The organism is Hoeflea sp., from assembly GCF_984452065.1.
On record NZ_CFHWAF010000030.1, the window covers coordinates 16,634 to 37,283 of the forward strand.

The window sequence follows — 20,650 nt, forward strand, 5'->3', positions numbered from 1 at the left end:
TTATACCCTCTCGATGATTCTCTCGCCGAAAAGCCCCTGCGGCCGGAACAGCAGGAACGCCAGCGCCACCATGTAGGCGAACCAGTTCTCCACCGCGCCGCCGACCAGCGGGCCGACGTAGAGCTCTGCCAGCTTCTCGCCGACACCGATGATGAGGCCGCCCACAATGGCGCCGGGGATCGAGGTGAAGCCGCCGAGAATGAGCACCGGCAGGGCCTTCAGCGCAATCAATGAAAGCGAAAACTGCACACCGGATTTCGCGCCCCACATGATCCCGGCGACGAGCGCGACAAAACCGGCGATTGACCAGACAATGACCCAGATTGTGCGAAGCGAGATACCGACGGAAAGGGCTGCCTGATGGTCGTCCGCCACCGCGCGCAATGCGCGCCCGGTCGCCGTGTATTGCGAGAACAGCGTCAGCGCCACCACCAGCACGACCGCGATGATGGCCGCCGATACGTCCAGCGTGTCGATATACATGCCGAAATAATCCGAGCCTGCCGGCGCCCAGTTCCGGGTCACATCCTCCCACCAGAAGGAACCGCCGCTTGGCAGGCCGACATCAAGCGCTTTCACATCGGCGCCCCACATGAGATCTCCCGTGCCTTCCAGGAAATAGGCAAGGCCGATCGTCGCCATGAACAGGATGATCGGTTCCTGGTTGACGAGATGCTTCAGCACCACTTTCTCGATCAGGAAGGCCAGCAGGATCATGACGCCGATGGTCACCAGTATGGCGAGAAAAGTGGGCAAACCCGGCCCCCAGTAATGCAGGTCGGTTCCAAGGATGGCATTGATCAGATGCGCGAATGGGACCTGTCCGGTCTGCAATCCGACAAGCGTCAGCGCCGCGAACAGCGCCATCACACCCTGCGCAAAGTTGAAAATACCCGATGCTTTGAAGATCAGCACAAAACCGAGTGCGACAAGGGAGTACATGACCCCGGCCATCAGTCCGTTGAGGACCGTTTCGATGAAGGTCAGTATTTCCGGGCTCACGCCGCGTCTCCTTTTGCCGCCTGTGTTCCCGAACGACTAGTCATGGCTTACCCCCAGATAGGCGTCGATCACGTCCTGGTTGTTGCGCACCTCGTCCGGGGTGCCGTCGCCGATCTTGCGACCGTAGTCGAGCACCACAACCCGGTCCGAAAGGTCCATGACGACGCCCATATCATGTTCGATCAGCGCAATGGTCGTGCCGAACTGCTGATTGACGTCGAGCACAAAGCGGCTCATGTCTTCCTTTTCCTCAAGATTCATGCCCGCCATCGGCTCATCCAGCAGCAGCAAGGCCGGATCCGCCGCCAGCGCGCGCCCGAGTTCGACACGCTTTTGCAATCCGTAGGGCAGCCGCCCCACCGGCATCTTCCGGATGTGCTGGATTTCCAGGAAGTCGATGATCTTCTCGACGGTCTCGCGATGCGCCAGTTCTTCTTTTTGCGCCGGACCGAACCACAGGGCCTGGGCGAGCATGCTGCTGCGCATCAGCGTCATGCGGCCGGTCATGATGTTGTCGAGCGTCGTCATGCCCTTGAAAAGCGCAATGTTCTGAAAGGTGCGGGCAATGCCCTGCGTGGCTGCGTGATGCGGGCGCATGCGACGGCGTTCCTCGCCGCGAAAGGTGATCGTACCCTCCTGCGGGTGATAGAATCCGTTGATGACATTCAGCATCGACGTCTTGCCGGCACCGTTCGGTCCGATGATCGCCCGGATTTCCCCTTTCTTGACGTCGAAGGAGACATCCGTAATCGCTTTAACGCCGCCGAAGGAAAGGGATATATTATCGACATGCAACAGCATGCCGCCCTTCTCGATGCCGTCATCGGCCCGCAGCGTGCCGGGATCAATATGCTGGTTCATTCGGCCGCCTCCTTGGCGATGCCGGCCGGCGCGTGCGTTTTCATGTCGACGATAGTCACGGTTGCCGAAATGCTCCCCTTTCGTCCGTCCTCGAAAGTCACTTCCGTCTCAACGAATTTTTCAGTCGAACCGTCATAGAGCGCTTCGATCAGCGGCGCGTAGCGGTCGGCGATGAAACCGCGCCGCACTTTCTGGGTGCGGGTCAGTTCACCGTCATCGGCATCCAGTTCCTTGTGCAGCACCAGGAACCGTGAAATCTGCGAGCCGGCCATCAGCTCTTCGCCGGCAAGGTCGCGATTCACCTGGTCCACATGCTCGCGCATCATGTCGTAGACCTGCGGGAGCCCCGCCAGTTCCTGGTAGGAGGCGTAGGAGATATTGTTGCGTTCGGACCAGTTGCCGACGGCCGCCAGATCGATGTTCAGCATGACCGTGCAGAAATCCCGCTGGTCTCCGAAAGCCACGACCTCCTTGATGTTGGGAAAGAACTTGAGCTTGTTTTCGATGTATTTCGGCGCAAAGAGCGAACCGTTTTTCAGCTTGCCGACATCCTTGGCCCGGTCGATGATCTTCAGGTCGCCACGGGCATCGAAAATACCGGCATCGCCCGTCTTGATGAAGCCGTCCTCGGTGAAGGTTTCCCGGGTCTTTTCTTCATCGGCATAATATTCGACAAACATGCCGGGCGACTTGAACAGCACCTCGCCGTCGTCGGAAATGCGGATCTCAACGTCCGGCACGGCCTTGCCGACCGTATCGGCATGGATCTCGCCGTCCTTTTGCGCGGTCACGTAAAGGAAGGCTTCCGTCTGTCCGTAGAGCTGCTTCAGGTTGATGCCGAGTGAGCGGAAGAACGAGAAAAGATCCGGCCCGATCGCCTCACCGGCCGTATAGGCGGTGCGGATATTGGACAGGCCGAGCGTGTTCTTCAGCGGTCCGTAGACCAGCATTTCCCCGAGCCAGTAGGCAAGCCGCCCGCCAAGCGGCACCGGCTTTCCTTCCAGGATCGGCTCGCCATGGGTCTTTGCCACGTTGAGGAAACGATGAAACATCCATTTCTTGAGCCCGCCGGCGTCCTCCATCCGGATCATCACCGTGGTCAGCAACTGCTCGAACACGCGCGGCGGCGCGAAATGGAAACTCGGCCCGATTTCGCGCAGATCGTGGGCAACCGTTTCGGGGCTTTCCGGACAGGCCATGCAAAGTCCTGCCACATAGCCTTGCGCATAGTTCATATAATGATCGCCGACCCAGGCGAGCGGCAGATAGGCCAGCACATTGTCCTTTTCCGTCAGATGATCGAAGGCCGCCGTATCGCAGGCCGCCTTGACCGACGTCTTGGCCTTGAGAACCACGCCCTTCGACCTGCCGGTCGTGCCGGAGGTATAAAGAAAGACGGACACTTCCTCGCCGTCGGCGGCGCTGATCGCATCGGCCCAGGCGGACGCCCTGCCCTGATCGGCCTTCATGGCCTCCCTGCCCATTTCCTGAACGGCCGTGAATTCCTTCAGATGGGTGTGGTCGTAGTCGCGCAGGCCGCGCGGCTCGTCATAGATCACATCCTTGAGCGCCGGAATGTCTTCGGAAAAGGACAGGATCTTGTCGACCTGTTCCTGATCCTGGACAACCGCCAGTTTGACGCCGGCATGATTGAGCACATAGGCCATTTCCTCGGCGACCGCATCGGCATAGACCGGAACCGGGATCGCCTTGAACGCCTGAACGGCGCAGAAGGTCCAGTACAGCCTTGGCCGGTTTGCTCCGACGATGGCGACCTTGTCGCCCTCGCCCACACCCAATTCCTGCAAGCCGATTGAAAACGCCCTGATCTCGTCAAGCTGTTCCTTCCAGGTCCAGCTTTGCCATATGCCCAAATCCTTGTGGCGTGTTGCCGTGCGGTCGGCAAAACGACTGGCGTTCAACAGAAGATATTGCGGAAAAGTCACCGGCTCGCGGCCGGCATCGCTGCCCGTCGGTGGCATTCCCCAGGTTCTCCTCCCAAATCCGGCAAACCCTCAATCTGCCGGAAGCGCCTGAGCGCATTTCTTGACGTTCAAAAATAAATGAACGTGTGTTCTTTTAATCAAAAGATTCGCGGAGGCGCAAGCGACTTTAGTTCAATCCGTAAACCGGAATGTGAATTTCAAACGTTTTATTTCGCCGACGGGTCACATGCCGCAACAATCATTCCTCAAGCCAAGCCTTTGTGAACACACCTACTTTTTCGCCCCTTATCCTTTCTGTGCCAGGTTGCGACTTTTTTCCACATCATGCCCTGAATAACACCGGAGCTCGACATGACACGATGGACGACCGACTATACATCCTCACCTCGAAGCCACAACACCAAAGCCTGACCGGAGCGTCACATCACCATTCGCGACATGCGCGTGCGAATCATCAAAGTACCGGTGCAAGCGACCCACCCGCACGGCAGCGGGGATGTCAGCGCCCTGCCCGTTAAAGGATTATCACTTGACGCTCCGTAAGTGAACACTTACGGTAAGTCATGACTTACGAAATGGCCTTGGCCGCACTTGCCGATCCCTCGCGGCGAAACATTTTTGAAGCCCTGAGGGCTTGCCCCCGCACGGTGTCGGACATAGCCGGCGAGCAGCCGATCAGCAGGCCCGCCGTATCCCAGCACCTTAAAGTGCTGCAGAACGCGGGCCTTGTTGAAGTCTATCCGAAGGGAACCGCCAGATATTACGGCATAAGGCGCGCCGGCCTTGCTGACCTGCGCAATTATCTCGACGGCTTCTGGGACGATGTTCTGGAGGCCTATGCGGCGGAAGTGGACAGACAGATGGGAGAAAAGAATGGTTGACCCGATCAGGAAGCTGATTGTCGTGCCGTGCGACGCCGACACCGCGTTCAGGATTTTTGCGCAGCAAACCGCCGACTGGTGGCCGCTCGCACAGCATTCGCTGACCGCTGGACGCACCGGAAATCCGGCAAAATCCGTCACGATCGAACCGCAGGTCGGCGGCCGGATTTACGAGACCACGCCGGAGGGCGAAAAGTTGCACTGGGGTTCGGTCAAAATCTATGAACCCGGAAAGGCGATCTGCTTTTCCTGGCACGTGGCCGAGCCGGTCGAGAACCAGACCGAGGTGAAGGTGCTTTTCGAACCGCTTTCGGCTGGCCGAACGCAGGTCACCCTGGAACATCGCAACTGGGAAGCACTTGGCGAGCGTGCCGAGGAAGCACGCGGCCACTATAACAACGGCTGGGTTCGCGTCTTCGAGGTCTGTTTCGGCGGCGCCTGCGGAGGAAGCGCGGCAGCGGAATGAACGTAGCCCCCATAACTGAAATCAGCGCGATCCTTTCAGGACGGATCGGATGTATTTCGCCGCCGAGCGGTAGTGGCTCGGCCCGGCGGCCTCTGCCCATCTTCCGGTGGTCCAGGCATTTTGCGCGCCTTTCATCGGCCCGCCGTAAAGCGCTTCGTCCGACAATCCTTCAAGAAGTGCGACAAGCTTGCCGTGATTGGCCGCGAGCATCGCCTTTGCCCCGTTCCAGTCCAGATCCTTCTGCCTGTCGCGAAGAGCGGCATTGTAACGGGCCAGTTCGCTCCACTTGTAGCCCTTGGCGGGAAAGAACACCTCCTTGCCCGCCTGCCCGTCCGCATACCAGCCAAGGAAAAGTTCAATCCAGTGCGCCCGATGGCCAACGATGTCCTTTATCGACACCTCGTCATCTTCGGCGGCCACCGAAACAGCACCGTTCACCGGTCCGAGAACTTTTTCCAGCTTCTCATACTCCTTGCGTGTGACAGCGAGCAGTTCCGTTTTGTTTTTCGCAACCATGATCCGCTCCAATCGTTGATGGAAGCATACCCTTCTGTGCTTTTCGCGCATTGATCGTCATCAATCGCGCCACGATTCGCGCCCGACTCCAAAACGGCCTCATCACAAAATGTTACGGCCGATCACTTCGCTGGTTAACGATAGGTTCAGTCATGAAATCGCCTGCCTTGAACTCGACCCTTTGGCTTTTGGTCCAGCCAGAGTGTCGCCATGTATATTCCATTTCTTGTTTTTCTGGTCGCCGTATTCCTTGGCGCCACGCTTGCTCCGATTGTTGTTCCGCAGGACAGGTTTGACAGGATTGTCGATGAGTTTGCCGACACGCTGCGCGCGGCCTGGGCGAAGACCGAAATCATCGAGGACTGGCTGACCTATCGCCCTGACAGGCTCACGACCGCGAGCACACAACGCGTCAAGAAACGAGAGGAAAGCCCGGTGCCGTTGGCGGCGGGCATTCCCATCGGCAAATGGCTTTACAAATGCGACGCCAAGGAACCATCCGGAGCCGGCTGCTCGGTGACCCATCAGATTTTCGAACACGGCGCGGTGGACTTCTCGTGGCGAATCGAAATCGATCCGGGGGGCGGCTACAATGCGGTCTGGCGAACCGCAACCGGTATTCGAATCGATCAGGGCATTGTTCTCGACACAGGATCCGATGAAACACTGAACCTTGATTTCCTGTCCTGCATCGACCGCTATTGCGAAACAACCGCCAGTCTCGATGCAGGGCTTGTGGGCACACTCCTCAAGACGGACCGTATCACCGCGACCGTCCATGATGCACAGGACCGGCCGGTGACCTATTCGATCGACGTGAACGGCCTTGCAACCAGTTTGCGAATGCTCGATGACGAAAGAAACAGCATCTGACGTGCGGCCGTTGCATACTGTGCCGGATCAACACCACACACAGCAAATACGGCACCAATACTTGCCGATGACTTGACCTTGTGAACAGTAGTTTCAATACTGCACAAGACCTGACTCCATCACGTGGAGCCATCGAGCAGATATCGTGTTCAAAACCGTCCACGGTCGGGGACGGCAAACACAGGAGTGGAAAATGAGGGCCTTGGTCATGGCAGTTCTCGCAGCCGCGACACTGTCGGCTTGTACGACGGGCGAAAAGACGGCCTCCGGCGCCGGCGTCGGCGCCCTTGTCGGCGGGGCCGTTACCCAAAGCGCGGGCGGCGCCGTGGTCGGCGCGCTGATCGGCGGTTTCGGCACCTATCTGGCTGAAACCGGTGACGGCATGTGCCAGTACCGCAACTCGCGCGGCGAGATATACACGGCACGTTGTCACTGGCTCTGACCGGAGCACATTGCCACCGGCCGGGCCGGCATGACTGTGATGGTCCGGCAGCGTGGTTTTGCCGGTCAAATGATTCGGAATGCGGATCACAGGACTGTTTGACGGGGCACCAAAAGGAGGGTGAAATGAAGGCTTTGATCATAGCGGTACTGGCCGCTGCGACACTCACGGCATGCACAACGGCTGAAAAGACCGCATCAGGTGCGGGCGCCGGGGCTGCTATCGGCGCCGTTGCCACAAGGAGCGCGGGCGGCGCGGTTGTCGGCGCGCTGATTGGCGGCTTCGGAACCTATCTGGCAACAACAGCGGACGGCCGCTGTCAGTACCGCAACTCGCGCGGTGAAATCTATACGACACGCTGCCACTGGCGCTGATAAACACACGAAGGGCGGCGGCCCTGCAGGACCGCCGCCCTTTTTGATCCGCCGGTTGCTGCGGCCGTCAGGTTCCTGCCGGATGCCTCGGTCAGGCGTATAGAGCTTGAACTTCACACCCACGCGGACCGTATGACTGGACGGTTCGATCTTCGCTATGGTGCCGATATCCACATCTTCATAACGGGTATAACGGTATTCGACATAAGCGCTGGTCTTCTCGCTCAGTACCGGTGCCGATCGGGACCGCGTTGAGCCCTTTGTCCAAGGAAATTGACGGAACCGAGATGGAGGCCTCGCCCCGCTGCCAGGTGTGGCCGCCGATCACATAACCAAGCGTGTAATCATTGAATTTGTAGCCGACCCGCCCCAGCGCGTCGAAACCGAAATCATCGGCCTGCGCACGCAATGTCGTCGCCCCTGCCACCGTGCTGCTGACCGGCGCACTGATATACTCGGCCGCAAGCACAACACCGGCCACCCAGCGCCCGCCGAACTCCCAGTCATAGCCGATATTGGCTTCAACAGGATATCCTTCGGTTGCCAGGCCATCGAAGGTGAAGGTGCCGCCGATCGTCGTTATGCCGCCCACCTTGAGGCCGGCCCGGTCATGGACGAAAGGCGTCCTTTCCTGCTGCGACAGTCCGCCGCCGACGCCGCCATCGCGGCAAGGAAAACCGTTGAATACCGGTCGATCATCGTAGAACCCGCCCTTCTACTGAAAATCACCCCTTTATTTCATATCCCGATTGCAACCCGGTGAGCAGCACCAAATGTCGCAGACCGGCAACGAAGGCAGGCTACGTCGGACGTCGTCAATACTTTTGCGGAACGTAAAGATCCTGCGGCAGCACGGCGCGCTCATAGTCCGGATTGAACACACGGTCCGGCAGTTCGACATCGTCCTGCTCCACGAGCTTATACGGGATCTGCTTGAGGAAATGATCCATGCAGTTGAGCCGCGCACGTTTCTTGTCGTTGCCTTCGACGATGTACCAGGGCGCCTCGGGAATATTTGTCCGCTCGAACATCTCTTCCTTGGCCTTCGTGTAGTCCTCCCATTTGACCCGCGATTCCAGGTCCATGGGGCTGAGCTTCCATTGCTTGAGCGGGTCATGAATGCGCATCAGGAAGCGCAATTGCTGTTCTTCGTCCGTAATCGAGAACCAGTATTTGATCAGAATGATGCCGGAGCGCACGATCATCCGTTCGAATTCGGGCACGTCGCGGAAGAACTGCTCCACCTGGTCCGTATCGGCAAACCCCATGACCCGCTCCACGCCGGCGCGGTTGTACCAGGAGCGGTCGAACAGGACGATCTCGCCGCCGGCGGGCAGATGCGGCACATAGCGCTGGAAATACCATTGCGTCTTTTCCCGGTCGTTCGGCGCCGGCAGGGCCACGACCCGGCAGACACGCGGGTTCAGGCGCTGGGTAATGCGCTTGATGACGCCGCCCTTGCCGGCTGAATCGCGACCTTCGAAAATCACCACGATCTTCGCCCCGGTGGCTGAAACCCAGTCCTGCAGCTTGATCAACTCGGACTGCAACGCCAGCAGTTTGCGGAAATAATCCGCCCGCGGGATGGTCGGCGGATGCATTTGCCGGTAGATGCGCCGGATTTCCATCGACAGCGCCGGCTCAGACATTTCCAGCTCGTAATCCTCGTCCAGAGTATCGGCAAGTTCCTCTTCCAGCCAATCCACGCCCTCCTCTCCATCGCGATCCTGTGCCATTCCCAAAATCTCCTTTCCCTTTGCAACCGCTTCATGTCTAGCCCGGCATTCAACGCAGCAGCACCACACAAATGCAACGGATTTACGTCACCATCAACAGGGCCGGCTGTCGCAGCGGATCAGTCTGCCGTCATGCCGGGGGATTTGCGCAAGCCGATCGCCTGCGTTAAGCGCTTCGCCGGCTTGTTTCCGGATCGGAAGCTGTTATCGATGACACACCGTCATTTGGCGACAACCGCAGTTGAAGGTCCGGCCCATGAGCGTTGAACAGATTGAGCTATTCGCACTCTTTGCCGCGGTCTTCGCGCTCCTGTTCTGGGGCCGCTGGCGCTACGATCTGGTGGCCTTCAGCGCCCTGCTCGTCGCCCTGGTGCTCGGCCTCGTCCCGACCGATCAGGCCTTTTCCGGCTTCGGTCACCCGGCAACGGTCATCGTCGCGCTGGTTCTGGTGATCTCACGCGGGCTGCTCAATTCCGGCGCTATCGATCTCATCACCCGCCGCATGGTCGATGCCGGTCGCAGCGTCGCGGCGCATATTGCCGTGATGAGCGGCGTCGGGGCCGTGCTGTCGGCATTCATGAACAATGTCGCCGCGATGGCGCTGCTCATGCCGGTCGATCTGCAGGCGGCCAAGAAAGCGGGGCGGCCGGTTCGCCGAACACTCATGCCCCTCTCCTTCGCGACCATTCTCGGCGGCATGGTCACCCTGATCGGCACGCCGCCCAACATCATCATAGCGTCGTTTCGGGAGCGGGCGCTGGGCGAACCCTTCGCAATGTTCGATTTCACCCCCGTCGGCGGCACGGTGGCGATCGTCGGCATCGCCTTTGTCGCCCTGATCGGCTGGCGCCTGATCCCGAAAGGCGACGGCGACGATGCGCCGGCGGACGATCTGCGCGCGCTGGAGGGCTATCTCGCCGAGCTCGTGGTTCCGGAAAAATCCAAGGCCATCGGCCAGGAGGTTCGCGACCTTTACCCGGCGGGCGATGAGGACGATGTCGCGATCCTCGGCGTGGTCAGAAACGGCAAGAGGCTGGGCGGCTTTTCCTCGACCGTCGTTCTGCGGGCGAAGGACATGCTGATCGTCGAGGCCACCGCCGAGGACATCGACCGTTTTCGCGGCGCGCTCGGCCTCGAATTTCTCGGCGAGCGCCCGACCCGGGAGACGGCCGCAGGCGACCTGTCGCTGATGGAAGTGGTGGTGCCGCGCGAGTCGCGCTTTGCCGGCCGCTCGGCCATTTCCATGCGGTTGCGCGCACGCCGCAGCGTCACTCTGCTCGGCATCTCCAGAAAGGGCAAGCGGTTTTCCAGGCGCGTCAGGCATGAAACCGTACGTCCGGGCGATATTCTCCTGCTGCTCGGCGCGGAGGATCGGCTGCCCGACCTTGCCAACTCGCTCGGTCTGCTGCCGCTCGCCGAACGGGGCCTCAATGTCACACAGCATCGCAAGGCCTGGCTCGCCGTCGGCGTTTTCGCGGCCGCGATCGCGGTCTCGGCCTTTGGCCTGCTTTATCTGGCCACCGCGCTGGCGATTGTCGTCGTGCTTTATATTTTCCTCGATATCTTGCCGATCCGCAGCGTCTACGATCACATCGAATGGCCGGTCGTGGTGCTTCTGGGTAGCATGATCCCGCTCGGCGTCGCGCTCGAGAACGCCGGCGGCACGCAGCTGATCGCCGCCGGCATCGTGGATCTTGCCACCGGGCTGCCCTCCTGGGTCGTCCTCACAGCACTCATGCTCGTGGTCATGACGCTCTCCGACGTGCTCAACAACACGGCCACCGCCGTCATCGGCGCGCCGATCGCCGTCGACATCGCGGCGCGGCTCAACGCCAATCCCGACGGCTTCCTGATGGCCGTCGCCGTCGCTGCCTCCTGCGCGTTCCTGACCCCGATCGGCCACAAGAACAACACGCTGATCCTCGGGCCCGGCGGCTATAAATTCGGCGATTACTGGCGCATGGGCCTGCCGCTGGAGATTGTGGTGATCGCCGTTTCCGTGCCGGTCATTCTGGTGGTCTTCCCGTTATGACATGGCGGTTCGGACGCCGCTGTCATTGAAAATCATTGAGGTTCCTGCTCGCCGGAAGGTTTTCCCGCGGTTCCTCCTGCTCGATGATCTGGACCGGGCCGGTCTTGCCACTGCCCGGCTTCATCTTTCGGTTCAGCCTGTCTATAAGCAGCCTGTCCGCATGGACAATCTGCTGTGAAGCCAGCAATCGGATCGCCCGAGCGCCAGCAAAAAATCCGTAAAACAAATTGTTGGAGCGTTTTCGGTGACCGATCTCAAGGACCACACACATGTAAGCTCGACCGAACTGCCGGACATTGCATTTCCCGCGGTGACCGCGATGTGCGAGAGCATTGCCGAGGAGCATGCTCTTGCCTTTCTGGAAAAAAGCGACGCACGGCTTGTGCTCGAAACGGTCTATGGTCTTTACGTGCTTTGGCCTGACGACACGGGCACCCGGATCGAGGTCCGTACCGACACGCTCAACGCGCTTTCCATCCTGAAAGACGGGCTCGTGCAGGCAATCGCGCATATGTCGGCCGACACCGCCGAGGACATTCGCTGGTCCGATGCCATGTCCGACACTGGCCTGCCGCCCAACTTTCAGTTCACCCGCGCCGTTTCGATCTCGTCCATAAGCCCCGATTTCAAGCGCCTGCGTCTGTCCGTGCCCGATCTGGAAGACTACACGGACAGTGCGCTGCACTTCCGATTTGCCCTGCCCGATCCAACGGCGCCCGACGAACAATGGCCGCGCATGAAACCCAACGGCGCCGTGTCCTGGCCCAAAGGCGACCGGAAACTGCACACGCCGGTCTACACGGCACGCGCCGTGGACAAGGCCGGGGGCACACTGGACGTGGATATTTTTCTCCACCAGGGCGGCCGGGCCACTCAATGGATCGGGACGCTCACACCCGGCGGACGGGTGGCAATCGTCGGACCCGGCGGCGGCGGCATTCCGCAATGCGAAACGATCCATCTTTTCGGCGACGAAACCGCATTCCCGGCGATTGCCCGGATCCTTGAAACCCTCGGCGGCAAAGCTTCCGGCACGGTCACGCTTCTCAGTGCCGACGGCATACCGTGCTATCCGCTTCCGAAGGCGCCGGATTTCAGGGTATCCTGGTTGGCGCATGCCAGAAAGGACGAGTTCATCGCAAGCGCGCTCGGCACGATCGGGCAACTGGACGGCGGATACTTCTGGTTCGCAGCGGAACAGACCGCTGCGCAAACGGTCCGGAAAACCTTCAAACAGAGCGGCGCTGCAAGAGAGCGTGCCTACATCGCCACCTATTGGGCGCGTTGATCCAAAGCCGGCATTTGAACACGACCACGCCCCAGGCCACCGGCACGCTCGCAGTGCCGGTCTGGGGATTTTATTGACATTATCTCTTGTTCCCAAAAAGGGAACGTACTACATTGAGCGCATGCAGGTGATAGCGAAACGCACACTTAGGGAGTTCTGGCGAAAGCACCCGAAGGCCGAAACCCCGTTGAAAGTCTGGCACAGTATCGCCAACCGAGCCTCTTGGGAAAATTCACAGGACATCAGCCGCAGGTTCGGCAGGACCGTTGATTTCGTTGGTGACAACCGTGTGATCTTCGACATAGCAGGCAACAGATACCGCCTTATCGTCCACGTTTCGTACACCTACAAAAGAGTGCTGATTAAGTTTATCGGAACCCACAAAGAGTACGACAAGATCGACCCGGAGACAGTCTGATGGAAAACATTCGCGCGATCCGCACCGAAGATGACTACGATTGGGCGCTCGGCCAAGTCGCGGCATATTTTGAAAACGAACCAACTCCGGGAACTCCGGATGCTGACCGGTTCGATGTGCTCTCAGATCTCATCGCACGGTACGAGGACAAGCACTGGACGATTGAAGACCCCGACCCTGTCGAGGCGATCAAATACGTTCTCGATCAGCTTGGCGCCGGACAGGCGCACCTTGCTGAAGTGCTCGGTTCCCGCTCGCGTGCGTCAGAGGTGCTGAACAGGAAACGTGCCCTGTCCCTGGGAATGATCCAGAAGATCCACGCAGAGCTGAATATCCCGTCTGATGTGCTTATCCAGCCCTACCACATCACCAGGTAGAAGGCGCTTGACCATTGCCAGTCTTGTGTGCGCTTCACCAGTTTTGCCCGCACCGGATTGGGGGTCACATAGCGCACAACATGCGGGCCGTGCCATGGGTTGGAGTTTGAGGTAAATTGGGGATTTGGTAAACTGTCACCTTAATTTCTTCTTGCACCTGAAATCGCTCACACAATCGTTGACGGCAGGCAGATGGTCGAGATTTCTGCAGAGGCACTCAAGCGGCTGGTTCACTTGCCGATTTCCTGGAAAAACCAACCTTCTGAACGCGGGTTTCCGGCCTAAACACTCTTTCACTCAACGTTCGTGAACATACAGCCTCATTCTGATATTGCCGCATGGCTGGCAGGTGCATATGCAATCACATCAACCTCCACCTTTGCATCCACCATCAACCGTGACTGAACGGTCGATCGGGCTGGTCCGCCGTTTGGGAAGAATTCTGCATGGACTCGGTTGAACGTCCAAAAGTCCCGAGGATCATCCAACCAGCAATTTGCCTTGACAACATCGTCAAAGCTGCAGCCCGTACTTTCAAGCACGCGGCAAACATTTTCCATTGTGCGACGGGTCTGGGCCTCTATTCCTCCCGGCACAAATTCACCGGCGTCGTCCATCGCAACCTGTCCTGAGATACAGATAAAATCACCAGCCCGCACTGCTGGTGAAAACGATAGTGGCTGACCGCCGGCACCTGTGCGTTCATGTCCGATACGTTCGATAGGCATGTCTTGGAACCCTTTTTACATGAGATTGAAACAACGAAAGAATCCGGTGCGTTACCAGACTTTCCCCCTTGCAGAAACTTCGACTGTGATTTCATGCCGATCACCACGAACCAGTTCAATCCGGTCAAGCATATTCGACACAACACAAGCGTGATTTGGGATTATCCTCAGACGGTCTCCCACCTTGAGATTGATATGTTCGGCACACAGTATTCCGTGCTCTTCGGAAAGGCTGGCAACAACAAGACCTGGCCGCCCCAAAACATGGCCGTAGCCTTCCAAACCAAGCAAATCTGATGTCAGGACCTTAGATCCGGCATCGATGACGGCACGATTATTTGTTGGCACCGATACAACGGTTGCAAGTACACTTAGAGCACAGTCGTCCCATCCGCATGCGCCTGCAGCCACCAAGGAACGGTCGTTGTAGACATAGGTTCCGACGCGATATTCGTTCGCAACCGGTACGGTCTCGGCGCGCCACATGCCCGGAGATCCGCCGGTGGAAATAGTGTCGACCGACAGGCCTGAAGTCATGATCAGGTCCTTCGCCGTCGCCAGCCACTTTTGCACTGACGCTTCGGCACCAACCGGCGGATAGGTCATCAGCCCAGCGAAACATAATCCAGGCTGAGTATTGATTATCAATGCAAGTTCCGCAGCGTGGTGCGGAGAGCCAACTCCGCAGCGACAACCACCGGTATCGCATTCGACCAGAACTCTCAGCGGTTCATCTGGGTTTGTAAACAAATCAGACAGGCCGACAACCACGTCCCGGTTGTCGGCAACGGTTGTCAATCGCACACGTCCGGCAAGAGAGCGCAGGCGTTCGAGTTTTTGTCGCCCGACAATGTTGTAGGTCAGCAGCACATCGTCGATACCACCCTCGGTGATCATGGCTTCCGCTTCAGAAATCTTTTGACAGGTGATACCCACTGCTCCGGCAGCAAGCTGACGCTTAGCCAGAAGAGGAAGCTTGTGGGTCTTTATATGTGGCCTGAGCGCTATCTGGTGCCTGTCACAATAGCGCTGGAACTTCTCGATGTTTTGATTGGCAATATCAAGATCGACCATGACAGACGGCGTATCGATGTCGGCAAACATTATAAAACCTCTGCAACGTGCGGATTTTCGACCAATGGCCAAATCTGGCGGTCTAGGCGTTTGTATTCGTTGCGACGAGGATCATTTGGGTATGGCCCATCGACACCGGCGTAGAGGATATCGGCTGCGATGGAAGCAAATGCTCCGTGGAAGTGGTTTGTGGATTTTACGACCAGAACCTGCCTGGAGGCTGGATCGATCCCGAGATTCGAAAACAGGTCTGGGGCAAATGCCTGACTTCGGTTTGAATTGAGAACGATGTCGATGCCGTTGAGTCGGATCACCGCACAATCGCCAAGAGGCACAACGGAAGCACCAAAACTCTGCACTGCGTCGCGGGTAACGGAAACCACATCAACCTTGCCGTCGATTGGAGCACCCGCTGTGGCCGACGTCTTTCCTCCGAATCGCAGATCCAAACGTCCTCCGACGCCGGCAGCGTGGCAAAGGCGGACGGCCATAGGATCCCAGATTGTGCCAAATGCGGCGTTGGTCAGACCAAGATCCAGCGCTTCCCGCAACATTATCGTGCTGTCGCCCGCCACACCGCCGCCCGGGTTGTCCCAAACATCGGCAACGACCACCGGTCCTGCTTCGTACTTCGCGGCTCGTTTCAGTGCTTCACGCGGGGGTAGGAACTCTGGCGTCGCCTTGCCCCGGAATGAAAACAATTCCATGCCGAGATCACGCGCCATCTCTCTGGCTCTGGCAGCGCTGTTGTCGGTGGTGACTAGAACCTTGGCACCCAGGTCTGGAGAATCTCCGGCAATAAAGCCGTGAATCACTGAAATCGAAAGTGCTTTCCCTTCCGATTCGATCGCCTTTATTCGATCGATGAAATTCCGCATCGGATTACAACTGGTTGGCAACACATCGATCATGCGCACATCAAACACTTCGAGCGTGGGATAAATTGAGCCACGAGCCGTACGCAGGGTCAGATCGACACAGGACTCTGCAGTCTCAACAAAATCAGTGTGGGGAAATTCTTTGAATACGGTAATTATGTCAGCACTCTTGCAGCGTCGTGCGCTCAGGTGGCTGTGTGGATCAAACGTCACGCCGATTGTGACCTCCGGCCCCGCAATGCGCCGTACTGCTTCGATCAACTCACCTTCACAGTCGACCGTGCCATCCGCAATCATGGCGCCGTGGAGGCCCAATACTACGGCATCCACAGGGAGGGCACCTTGCAACTGCCCCAGAACTTCATCCCTCAATCGTGCCCATGTGAGTGCATTAACTAGCCCGCCGGGCTCCGCCCAAGCAGCGGTTCCTTCGATCAGTTCGATCTCACCAGCCAACTTCCGCTTACGCAGTACAGGAAATACCGCACTACATAGCGTCGGCGTTTCAGGATGCTCTCCGGGAAGTGCATAGAAGGTTTGCTGGAAGTCGGAAAAATCCGTCCTCAATGGAGAGAACGTGTTTGTTTCCGTTGCAATTGACGCGCAAAACACACGCATCTCAATATAATCCTTTTAGAGAAAACGGCAGGCGAGCGTTCCCCGCCTGCCGTGGCTCGCAGCAGGCCTCAAAACCCGCTGCAGGGAGGATGCTAGTCGAGATATTGCGTCCCGTTGGCGGTATCGACCGCGGACTTCAAGAGCCCCAGCAACTCATTGGCTTTTTCATCGAGATTTTCGCTGACATGTGACTCAAAAGCAGGTTGTGCAGCTTTTGCCATTGATACACGCTGTTCATCGGTCAGCGCAGTGACCTCAATTTTGTTCATGAGACCGGCCAGTCCCCGATCCGAGGCTTCTATTACCCGGCTAAGCCCGCGGCTTGCCGTCACACAGTTTTCAGCCGCTGCATGGATGGTCGCACGTTCGGCGTCGGACAGACTTTCATAAAACGCTTTGTTCATCATAAACGTGTATGGTGAAAACAGGTGGTTGGTCAGCGTCATATACTTCTGTACTTCGGCGAAATTCGCGAAGGAAATTATTGGAACCGGGTTCATCTGTCCGTCGATCACACCGGTCTGCAGGCCGGAATAGACTTCACCCCAAGCCAGTGGATAAGCCTCGGCACCAAGCGACTGCACGATTCTTTGATGTGAAGGCAACGTCATAGTTCGGATGCGGATACCATCAAAATCCGGCAACTCGGCAATAGGACGCTTCGAATTGGTCACTGCAAAGAAACCGCCCGTGTCCGGAAAGCCAAGGACGACAACGTCACCGAGCGTGGCCTCAATATCGGCTGCCAGCGCGCTGCCGAATTCGCCGTCAAACACCTGGTAGGTCGCAGCATTCCCGGAAAACGCGAACGGCAGGTTCAGCACATCGATACGCGGGTAGTAGCTGGCCAGCGCACCGGTCGACGTCAGCGTCGCCTGTATGATGCCGTCCCGCATCTGCTGGACATGCTCTGCTGCAGAGCCGAGTTGGTTCGAGCCGAAGACCTCGACGGTTACGCTGCCATTTGTGCCCGCATTGACAAGATTTGCAAACACCGCGGTGCATGCATGGGCCGGGTTTTCAAACGGGTCGGTCTTATTGTCGTGACCGAATTTGATGACACCGCCATCGGCTAGTGCAACGCTGGCTGTCAGGGTTACGGCGACGGTCAGACCGGTTAACAGATGTTTCATATCTTCTATCTCCTCAGATTCTCTGGATTTGCAATTATTCGGCAAAGCCAAGGAGCCGAGGCAGCAATAACGCCGCATCGTTCCAGAAGGCAAAGACGAACAGGATCGTGATTTCTGCGATTAAGAATGGGAAGAGCTTGATCGCAATCCTTTCGATTTTCTCCCCGGTGACCGACGACAACACGAACAGGCACGCGCCCACCGGTGGTGTCATCAACGAAATGTTCAGCGCCAGTACGAAGATGATGCCAGCGTGGATCGGTTCGAGCCCTACCTGCTCGGTCAATGGAACGAGTACCGGTGCCAAGATGATCAGTATGGCAGTGATATCCATTACCATTCCCACGACAAGCAGCAGGAAGATGATTACGGCGATCACGACATAGCGGTTTTCCGATATCGCCAGTACCGATTCCGCGATCAGTTGCGGAATTCTCTCAAAGCTCATCCACCAGCCAAGGATGCCGGCAAAGGCGATAATGACGAAGATGACACCGGTGATGCGTGCCGTTCGCACGAGCATTCGGTAGAATCCCATCACCGATAGCGTGCGGTAGACAAAGGCGCCGATGAATAGTGAATAGGCCACGGCAATCGAGGCCGCTTCGGTCGGGGTGACGATGCCGCCCAGGATGCCTCCAAGAATAATAACAGGCATCGCTAGCGCGGTCAGAGAACTGGTGAATGTCTCCCAGACTTCTCTGGGAGTGGCGCCGCGCAGTGCCTTGGGTAGATTCTCGCGCTTGCCGCCGATCGCGATGACGCACATGCAAACAGTACAAATCACCAACCCCGGCAGGATTCCCGCGGCGAAGAGACCTGCTATGGAGACGCCCATAAGAGAGCCATAGACCACCATCAGCCCTGACGGCGGGATGGTCGGCCCAATGATTGACCCGGCCGCGGTTACGGCGCAGGCGTAGTCCCGCTTGTATCCCTCCTCTACCATCGCTGGTACCAGGGTACGACCGAAGGCTGCAGCATCTGCCGTGGCCGAACCGGTCAGTCCAGCGAAGAACACCGACGCCAGCATGTTCGTGTGCGCCAGCCCACCGCGGAACCGCCCGACAAGAACCTGGGCAAGCTTCACCAGTCGGTGCGTGATCCCAATACCGTTCATGATCTCGGCCGCCAGAATGAAGAAGGGCATGGCGAGAAAGGGGAAAATGTTGAGGCCGTTGAAGATTTTCGAGGGACCGATGGCCAGGAACTGTGTGCCGGCCATATCGAGGAGGCCGACAACGCCAGCGAATCCGATCGCGAATCCGATCGGCATTCCGATCAGCAGAAGAAGAACGAATGTTATGGCTACCCACATTAAACCGTTCCTTCCGGCGAGACTTCTTCCAAATAAGTTCCGAGGTCACGCACCAGCACCAGAAAAAGCTGCACCGAGGCAATAGCCGCAGCAACGGGGATTGCGGCGTAGAACGGTAGGAGGCTGGCACCGAAAATCATGGCTTCGCGCGGTGCTCCGCTTAGCGCAAATGAGATGCCGTACCAAAACACATAAAGGAACAACGCCAGCGCCAGCACATCCGAGACGATCAACAGCGTGCGTCGCACGCGGAAGGGAACTGCCTCTACAAAAAGTGTCAACCCGATGTGCTCGCGCCTGGAAATGCCCGACGACACTGCCAACATTGCAGCCCAGATCATAAGATAGCGTGCAATGATCTCAGGCCACGGAAGTTGCCATCGGAAATAGTATCGGTCTGCTACTCCGAGCCACACGTCCAACACAAGCAGCAACATCAGGAGCGCAACGATGGCTTCGACTACACGATTGATGCGGTCGCTTGATGATCTCGCCCAGTTACGCATGATCCCTCCCAAGATCTGCATATGAAACTTAAGTACATATATTCCTGTTTTTTGGACAAAATCAAACGGAAAATGTGCTTTAAGTTCATATCTGTCGACAAATTACGCCGAGATCGGTGAAAATATTTACAAAATTTCGCTAGATGTGTATTTGAGTTACACAATAAAAGAGATGCCCATGAACCAGATCGACAACAAATCGCCGGACGATGCGCCAATACCGAAAAAGGGAAAAGTCGGTGTCACCGACGTCATTTCCATGCTCCATTCTGTTGACGGCAAGCTGGCTAATCAGGAGCAAAAAGTCGCAGACTACGTCAAATCCAATCTCGAAAATATCTCGAATATGACGATTGCTCAGTTGGCGGAGAGAAGCTCGGTCAGCACACCGACCGTGATCCGTTTCTGTAGGTCATTGGGCTGCGAAGGCTTTCGTGAATTCAAGCTCCGCCTTGCTCAAAACGTTGCCGTCAGTCTGCAATATCTAAACTCAACCCATCCTGGGCCAGCCGGCAATGAAGAGACCGCCGTCGATCAGGTTCTAAACGCGCTCTATGCCACAACGAGCATCATGCGAAAGCAAATCAACCTTGCCCGCCTGATAGAGGCTCGCGACGCAATCGTGAATTGCCGCCAGCTGGTGGTGGGTGGAATTGGGGGAGGATCCTCGATGATGGCCGAGGAGGCGGTAAATCGAATTTTTCGGCTAGGCATACCGGCGTCCTCGATAAATGACAGCTACATGATGCAGATGAGATCTGCGACATTGGACGGCAGCGATGTGTTGCTCTTGTTCTCCGCCAGCGGCGAGGCCGACGCGGTTGTCGCCGCCGCACGAATAGCTGGCGGTTACGGAGCGACAGTTGTCAGTGTTACCAAGTCGGACACCAGCCTGTCCGAAGCTTCCGACATCTCCATCTCGGTTGAAATACCTGAGGATCCGGACATTTTCAAACCCACCGCCAGTCGCTACGCTTTCTTGGCGATATTGGACACACTGGCGATGTTGATTGCGCAAGTCGAGCCCGAAACAACACGAGAAAACCTCCGTCGCATCCGAGCTTCTTTAACTGCATATCATAGTCGAACTGGTGCTCAGCCATTGGGTGATTAGTCTAGAGCGAGTTGTGATTAGATTGACGCATTTGACCGCGGCGATTTTGGTCGCTGACAAGGCGGGTTG

General features: G+C 57.6%; 23 protein-coding genes. 10 read left to right on the plus strand and 13 right to left on the minus strand.

Translation table 11 applies throughout. The features are described 5' to 3' along the window. The 3 genes from AC5E6N_RS08030 to AC5E6N_RS08040 all read right to left on the minus strand — a co-directional run bounded on the left by AC5E6N_RS08030 (position 1) and on the right by AC5E6N_RS08040 (position 3,845). Complete coding sequence (locus tag AC5E6N_RS08030; RefSeq protein WP_491747351.1) at positions 1 to 954, minus strand: branched-chain amino acid ABC transporter permease; 954 nt, start codon at positions 952 to 954, stop codon at positions 1 to 3. Positions 955 to 1,038: 84 nt separating this feature from the next. Further along, the gene (locus AC5E6N_RS08035; protein ID WP_491747333.1) at positions 1,039 to 1,863 is read right to left on the minus strand and encodes an ABC transporter ATP-binding protein; all 825 of its coding nucleotides are present in this window, start codon (positions 1,861 to 1,863) and stop codon (positions 1,039 to 1,041) included. Next, positions 1,860 to 3,845, minus strand: a complete 1,986-nt coding sequence (locus AC5E6N_RS08040; RefSeq protein WP_491747334.1) for an AMP-binding protein — start codon at positions 3,843 to 3,845, stop codon at positions 1,860 to 1,862. Before AC5E6N_RS08040 ends, AC5E6N_RS08035 begins: the two co-directional genes overlap by 4 nt. Positions 3,846 to 4,372: 527 nt before the next feature. On the opposite strand from AC5E6N_RS08040, the gene AC5E6N_RS08045 reads away from it, so the two are divergent. After that, positions 4,373 to 4,690: an ArsR/SmtB family transcription factor gene (locus AC5E6N_RS08045; protein ID WP_491747335.1), complete on the plus strand. Its 318-nt coding sequence runs from the start codon at positions 4,373 to 4,375 to the stop codon at positions 4,688 to 4,690. Beyond that, entirely contained in the window at positions 4,683 to 5,156 is a 474-nt protein-coding gene (locus AC5E6N_RS08050) for an SRPBCC domain-containing protein (protein ID WP_491747336.1), read from the plus strand. The genes AC5E6N_RS08045 and AC5E6N_RS08050 overlap by 8 nt, the downstream gene beginning before the upstream one ends. Before the next feature lie 21 nt (positions 5,157 to 5,177). Here the strand turns inward: AC5E6N_RS08050 and AC5E6N_RS08055 are convergent, their stop codons facing one another. Continuing rightward, positions 5,178 to 5,672 (minus strand): ClbS/DfsB family four-helix bundle protein, encoded by a 495-nt coding sequence (locus tag AC5E6N_RS08055; protein WP_491747337.1) that lies wholly within the window; start codon positions 5,670 to 5,672, stop codon positions 5,178 to 5,180. Positions 5,673 to 5,882: 210 nt separating this feature from the next. On the opposite strand from AC5E6N_RS08055, the gene AC5E6N_RS08060 reads away from it, so the two are divergent. The 3 genes from AC5E6N_RS08060 to AC5E6N_RS08070 all read left to right on the plus strand — a co-directional run bounded on the left by AC5E6N_RS08060 (position 5,883) and on the right by AC5E6N_RS08070 (position 7,361). Further along, positions 5,883 to 6,545, plus strand: a complete 663-nt coding sequence (locus AC5E6N_RS08060) for an invasion associated locus B family protein (protein WP_491747338.1) — start codon at positions 5,883 to 5,885, stop codon at positions 6,543 to 6,545. A gap of 208 nt (positions 6,546 to 6,753) precedes the next feature. Continuing rightward, positions 6,754 to 6,987: a hypothetical protein gene (locus tag AC5E6N_RS08065; protein ID WP_491747339.1), complete on the plus strand. Its 234-nt coding sequence runs from the start codon at positions 6,754 to 6,756 to the stop codon at positions 6,985 to 6,987. Positions 6,988 to 7,112: 125 nt separating this feature from the next. After that, positions 7,113 to 7,361, plus strand: a complete 249-nt coding sequence (locus tag AC5E6N_RS08070; RefSeq protein WP_491689723.1) for a hypothetical protein — start codon at positions 7,113 to 7,115, stop codon at positions 7,359 to 7,361. A gap of 178 nt (positions 7,362 to 7,539) precedes the next feature. Here AC5E6N_RS08070 and AC5E6N_RS08075 read toward each other — a convergent pair whose 3' ends face one another. Beyond that, positions 7,540 to 7,953 carry an outer membrane protein gene (locus tag AC5E6N_RS08075; RefSeq protein ID WP_491747340.1) on the minus strand — a complete coding sequence of 138 codons (414 nt, stop codon included), beginning with the start codon at positions 7,951 to 7,953 and terminating at the stop codon, positions 7,540 to 7,542. A gap of 223 nt (positions 7,954 to 8,176) precedes the next feature. After that, the gene (ppk2, locus tag AC5E6N_RS08080; RefSeq protein ID WP_491689725.1) at positions 8,177 to 9,097 is read right to left on the minus strand and encodes a polyphosphate kinase 2; all 921 of its coding nucleotides are present in this window, start codon (positions 9,095 to 9,097) and stop codon (positions 8,177 to 8,179) included. 256 nt (positions 9,098 to 9,353) lie between these two features. On the opposite strand from ppk2, the gene AC5E6N_RS08085 reads away from it, so the two are divergent. Continuing rightward, complete coding sequence (locus AC5E6N_RS08085) at positions 9,354 to 11,129, plus strand: SLC13 family permease (RefSeq protein ID WP_491747341.1); 1,776 nt, start codon at positions 9,354 to 9,356, stop codon at positions 11,127 to 11,129. A 22-nt stretch (positions 11,130 to 11,151) separates the two neighbouring features. Here AC5E6N_RS08085 and AC5E6N_RS08090 read toward each other — a convergent pair whose 3' ends face one another. Beyond that, positions 11,152 to 11,316, minus strand: coding sequence for a hypothetical protein (locus AC5E6N_RS08090; RefSeq protein WP_491747342.1), 165 nt, complete (start codon positions 11,314 to 11,316; stop codon positions 11,152 to 11,154). Positions 11,317 to 11,373: 57 nt separating this feature from the next. Here AC5E6N_RS08090 and AC5E6N_RS08095 point away from each other — a divergent pair, with 57 nt between their 5' ends. From AC5E6N_RS08095 to AC5E6N_RS08105, 3 genes are all read left to right on the plus strand, one after another. After that, positions 11,374 to 12,417, plus strand: coding sequence for a siderophore-interacting protein (locus tag AC5E6N_RS08095; protein WP_491747343.1), 1,044 nt, complete (start codon positions 11,374 to 11,376; stop codon positions 12,415 to 12,417). Positions 12,418 to 12,538: 121 nt separating this feature from the next. Continuing rightward, positions 12,539 to 12,835 (plus strand): type II toxin-antitoxin system HigB family toxin, encoded by a 297-nt coding sequence (locus AC5E6N_RS08100; protein ID WP_491747352.1) that lies wholly within the window; start codon positions 12,539 to 12,541, stop codon positions 12,833 to 12,835. Then, positions 12,835 to 13,212 carry a helix-turn-helix domain-containing protein gene (locus tag AC5E6N_RS08105; RefSeq protein WP_491747344.1) on the plus strand — a complete coding sequence of 126 codons (378 nt, stop codon included), beginning with the start codon at positions 12,835 to 12,837 and terminating at the stop codon, positions 13,210 to 13,212. The genes AC5E6N_RS08100 and AC5E6N_RS08105 overlap by 1 nt, the downstream gene beginning before the upstream one ends. Before the next feature lie 320 nt (positions 13,213 to 13,532). Here AC5E6N_RS08105 and AC5E6N_RS08110 read toward each other — a convergent pair whose 3' ends face one another. From AC5E6N_RS08110 to AC5E6N_RS08135, 6 genes are all read right to left on the minus strand, one after another. Beyond that, positions 13,533 to 13,940 (minus strand): RidA family protein, encoded by a 408-nt coding sequence (locus tag AC5E6N_RS08110; protein ID WP_491747345.1) that lies wholly within the window; start codon positions 13,938 to 13,940, stop codon positions 13,533 to 13,535. Between the two features lie 51 nt (positions 13,941 to 13,991). Continuing rightward, positions 13,992 to 15,044, minus strand: a complete 1,053-nt coding sequence (locus AC5E6N_RS08115; RefSeq protein ID WP_491747346.1) for a D-TA family PLP-dependent enzyme — start codon at positions 15,042 to 15,044, stop codon at positions 13,992 to 13,994. Next, positions 15,044 to 16,510, minus strand: a complete 1,467-nt coding sequence (locus AC5E6N_RS08120; RefSeq protein WP_491747347.1) for a M81 family metallopeptidase — start codon at positions 16,508 to 16,510, stop codon at positions 15,044 to 15,046. Before AC5E6N_RS08120 ends, AC5E6N_RS08115 begins: the two co-directional genes overlap by 1 nt. Before the next feature lie 92 nt (positions 16,511 to 16,602). Beyond that, on the minus strand, positions 16,603 to 17,643 hold the full coding sequence (locus tag AC5E6N_RS08125) for a TRAP transporter substrate-binding protein (RefSeq protein WP_491747348.1): 1,041 nt from the start codon (positions 17,641 to 17,643) through the stop codon (positions 16,603 to 16,605). A 34-nt stretch (positions 17,644 to 17,677) separates the two neighbouring features. Beyond that, a complete protein-coding gene (locus tag AC5E6N_RS08130) occupies positions 17,678 to 18,961 on the minus strand; it encodes a TRAP transporter large permease (protein ID WP_491747349.1) in 1,284 nt (427 codons plus the stop codon). Continuing rightward, a complete protein-coding gene (locus AC5E6N_RS08135) occupies positions 18,961 to 19,467 on the minus strand; it encodes a TRAP transporter small permease (protein WP_491747350.1) in 507 nt (168 codons plus the stop codon). The genes AC5E6N_RS08130 and AC5E6N_RS08135 overlap by 1 nt, the downstream gene beginning before the upstream one ends. 178 nt (positions 19,468 to 19,645) lie before the next feature. On the opposite strand from AC5E6N_RS08135, the gene AC5E6N_RS08140 reads away from it, so the two are divergent. Beyond that, positions 19,646 to 20,581, plus strand: a complete 936-nt coding sequence (locus tag AC5E6N_RS08140; RefSeq protein WP_491689736.1) for a MurR/RpiR family transcriptional regulator — start codon at positions 19,646 to 19,648, stop codon at positions 20,579 to 20,581. Positions 20,582 to 20,650: the final 69 nt, after the last annotated feature.

Bases quoted from the DNA above. Each gene is read 5' to 3' on its own strand.
- AC5E6N_RS08100 (WP_491747352.1), top strand. From the start codon at position 12,539: ATGCAGGTGATAGCGAAACGCACACTTAGGGAGTTCTGGCGAAAGCAC.
- AC5E6N_RS08050 (WP_491747336.1), top strand. From the start codon at position 4,683: ATGGTTGACCCGATCAGGAAGCTGATTGTCGTGCCGTGCGACGCCGAC.
- AC5E6N_RS08055 (WP_491747337.1), bottom strand. From the start codon at position 5,672: ATGGTTGCGAAAAACAAAACGGAACTGCTCGCTGTCACACGCAAGGAG.
- AC5E6N_RS08125 (WP_491747348.1), bottom strand. From the start codon at position 17,643: ATGAAACATCTGTTAACCGGTCTGACCGTCGCCGTAACCCTGACAGCC.
- AC5E6N_RS08065 (WP_491747339.1), top strand. From the start codon at position 6,754: ATGGCAGTTCTCGCAGCCGCGACACTGTCGGCTTGTACGACGGGCGAA.
- AC5E6N_RS08105 (WP_491747344.1), top strand. From the start codon at position 12,835: ATGGAAAACATTCGCGCGATCCGCACCGAAGATGACTACGATTGGGCG.
- AC5E6N_RS08135 (WP_491747350.1), bottom strand. From the start codon at position 19,467: ATGCGTAACTGGGCGAGATCATCAAGCGACCGCATCAATCGTGTAGTC.
- AC5E6N_RS08085 (WP_491747341.1), top strand. From the start codon at position 9,354: ATGAGCGTTGAACAGATTGAGCTATTCGCACTCTTTGCCGCGGTCTTC.
- AC5E6N_RS08030 (WP_491747351.1), bottom strand. From the start codon at position 954: ATGGCCGGGGTCATGTACTCCCTTGTCGCACTCGGTTTTGTGCTGATC.
- AC5E6N_RS08140 (WP_491689736.1), top strand. From the start codon at position 19,646: ATGAACCAGATCGACAACAAATCGCCGGACGATGCGCCAATACCGAAA.
- AC5E6N_RS08120 (WP_491747347.1), bottom strand. From the start codon at position 16,510: ATGCGTGTGTTTTGCGCGTCAATTGCAACGGAAACAAACACGTTCTCT.
- AC5E6N_RS08040 (WP_491747334.1), bottom strand. From the start codon at position 3,845: ATGCCACCGACGGGCAGCGATGCCGGCCGCGAGCCGGTGACTTTTCCG.
- AC5E6N_RS08115 (WP_491747346.1), bottom strand. From the start codon at position 15,044: ATGTTTGCCGACATCGATACGCCGTCTGTCATGGTCGATCTTGATATT.
- AC5E6N_RS08130 (WP_491747349.1), bottom strand. From the start codon at position 18,961: ATGTGGGTAGCCATAACATTCGTTCTTCTTCTGCTGATCGGAATGCCG.
- AC5E6N_RS08060 (WP_491747338.1), top strand. From the start codon at position 5,883: ATGTATATTCCATTTCTTGTTTTTCTGGTCGCCGTATTCCTTGGCGCC.
- AC5E6N_RS08045 (WP_491747335.1), top strand. From the start codon at position 4,373: ATGACTTACGAAATGGCCTTGGCCGCACTTGCCGATCCCTCGCGGCGA.
- AC5E6N_RS08110 (WP_491747345.1), bottom strand. From the start codon at position 13,940: ATGCCTATCGAACGTATCGGACATGAACGCACAGGTGCCGGCGGTCAG.
- ppk2 (WP_491689725.1), bottom strand. From the start codon at position 9,097: ATGGCACAGGATCGCGATGGAGAGGAGGGCGTGGATTGGCTGGAAGAG.
- AC5E6N_RS08070 (WP_491689723.1), top strand. From the start codon at position 7,113: ATGAAGGCTTTGATCATAGCGGTACTGGCCGCTGCGACACTCACGGCA.
- AC5E6N_RS08035 (WP_491747333.1), bottom strand. From the start codon at position 1,863: ATGAACCAGCATATTGATCCCGGCACGCTGCGGGCCGATGACGGCATC.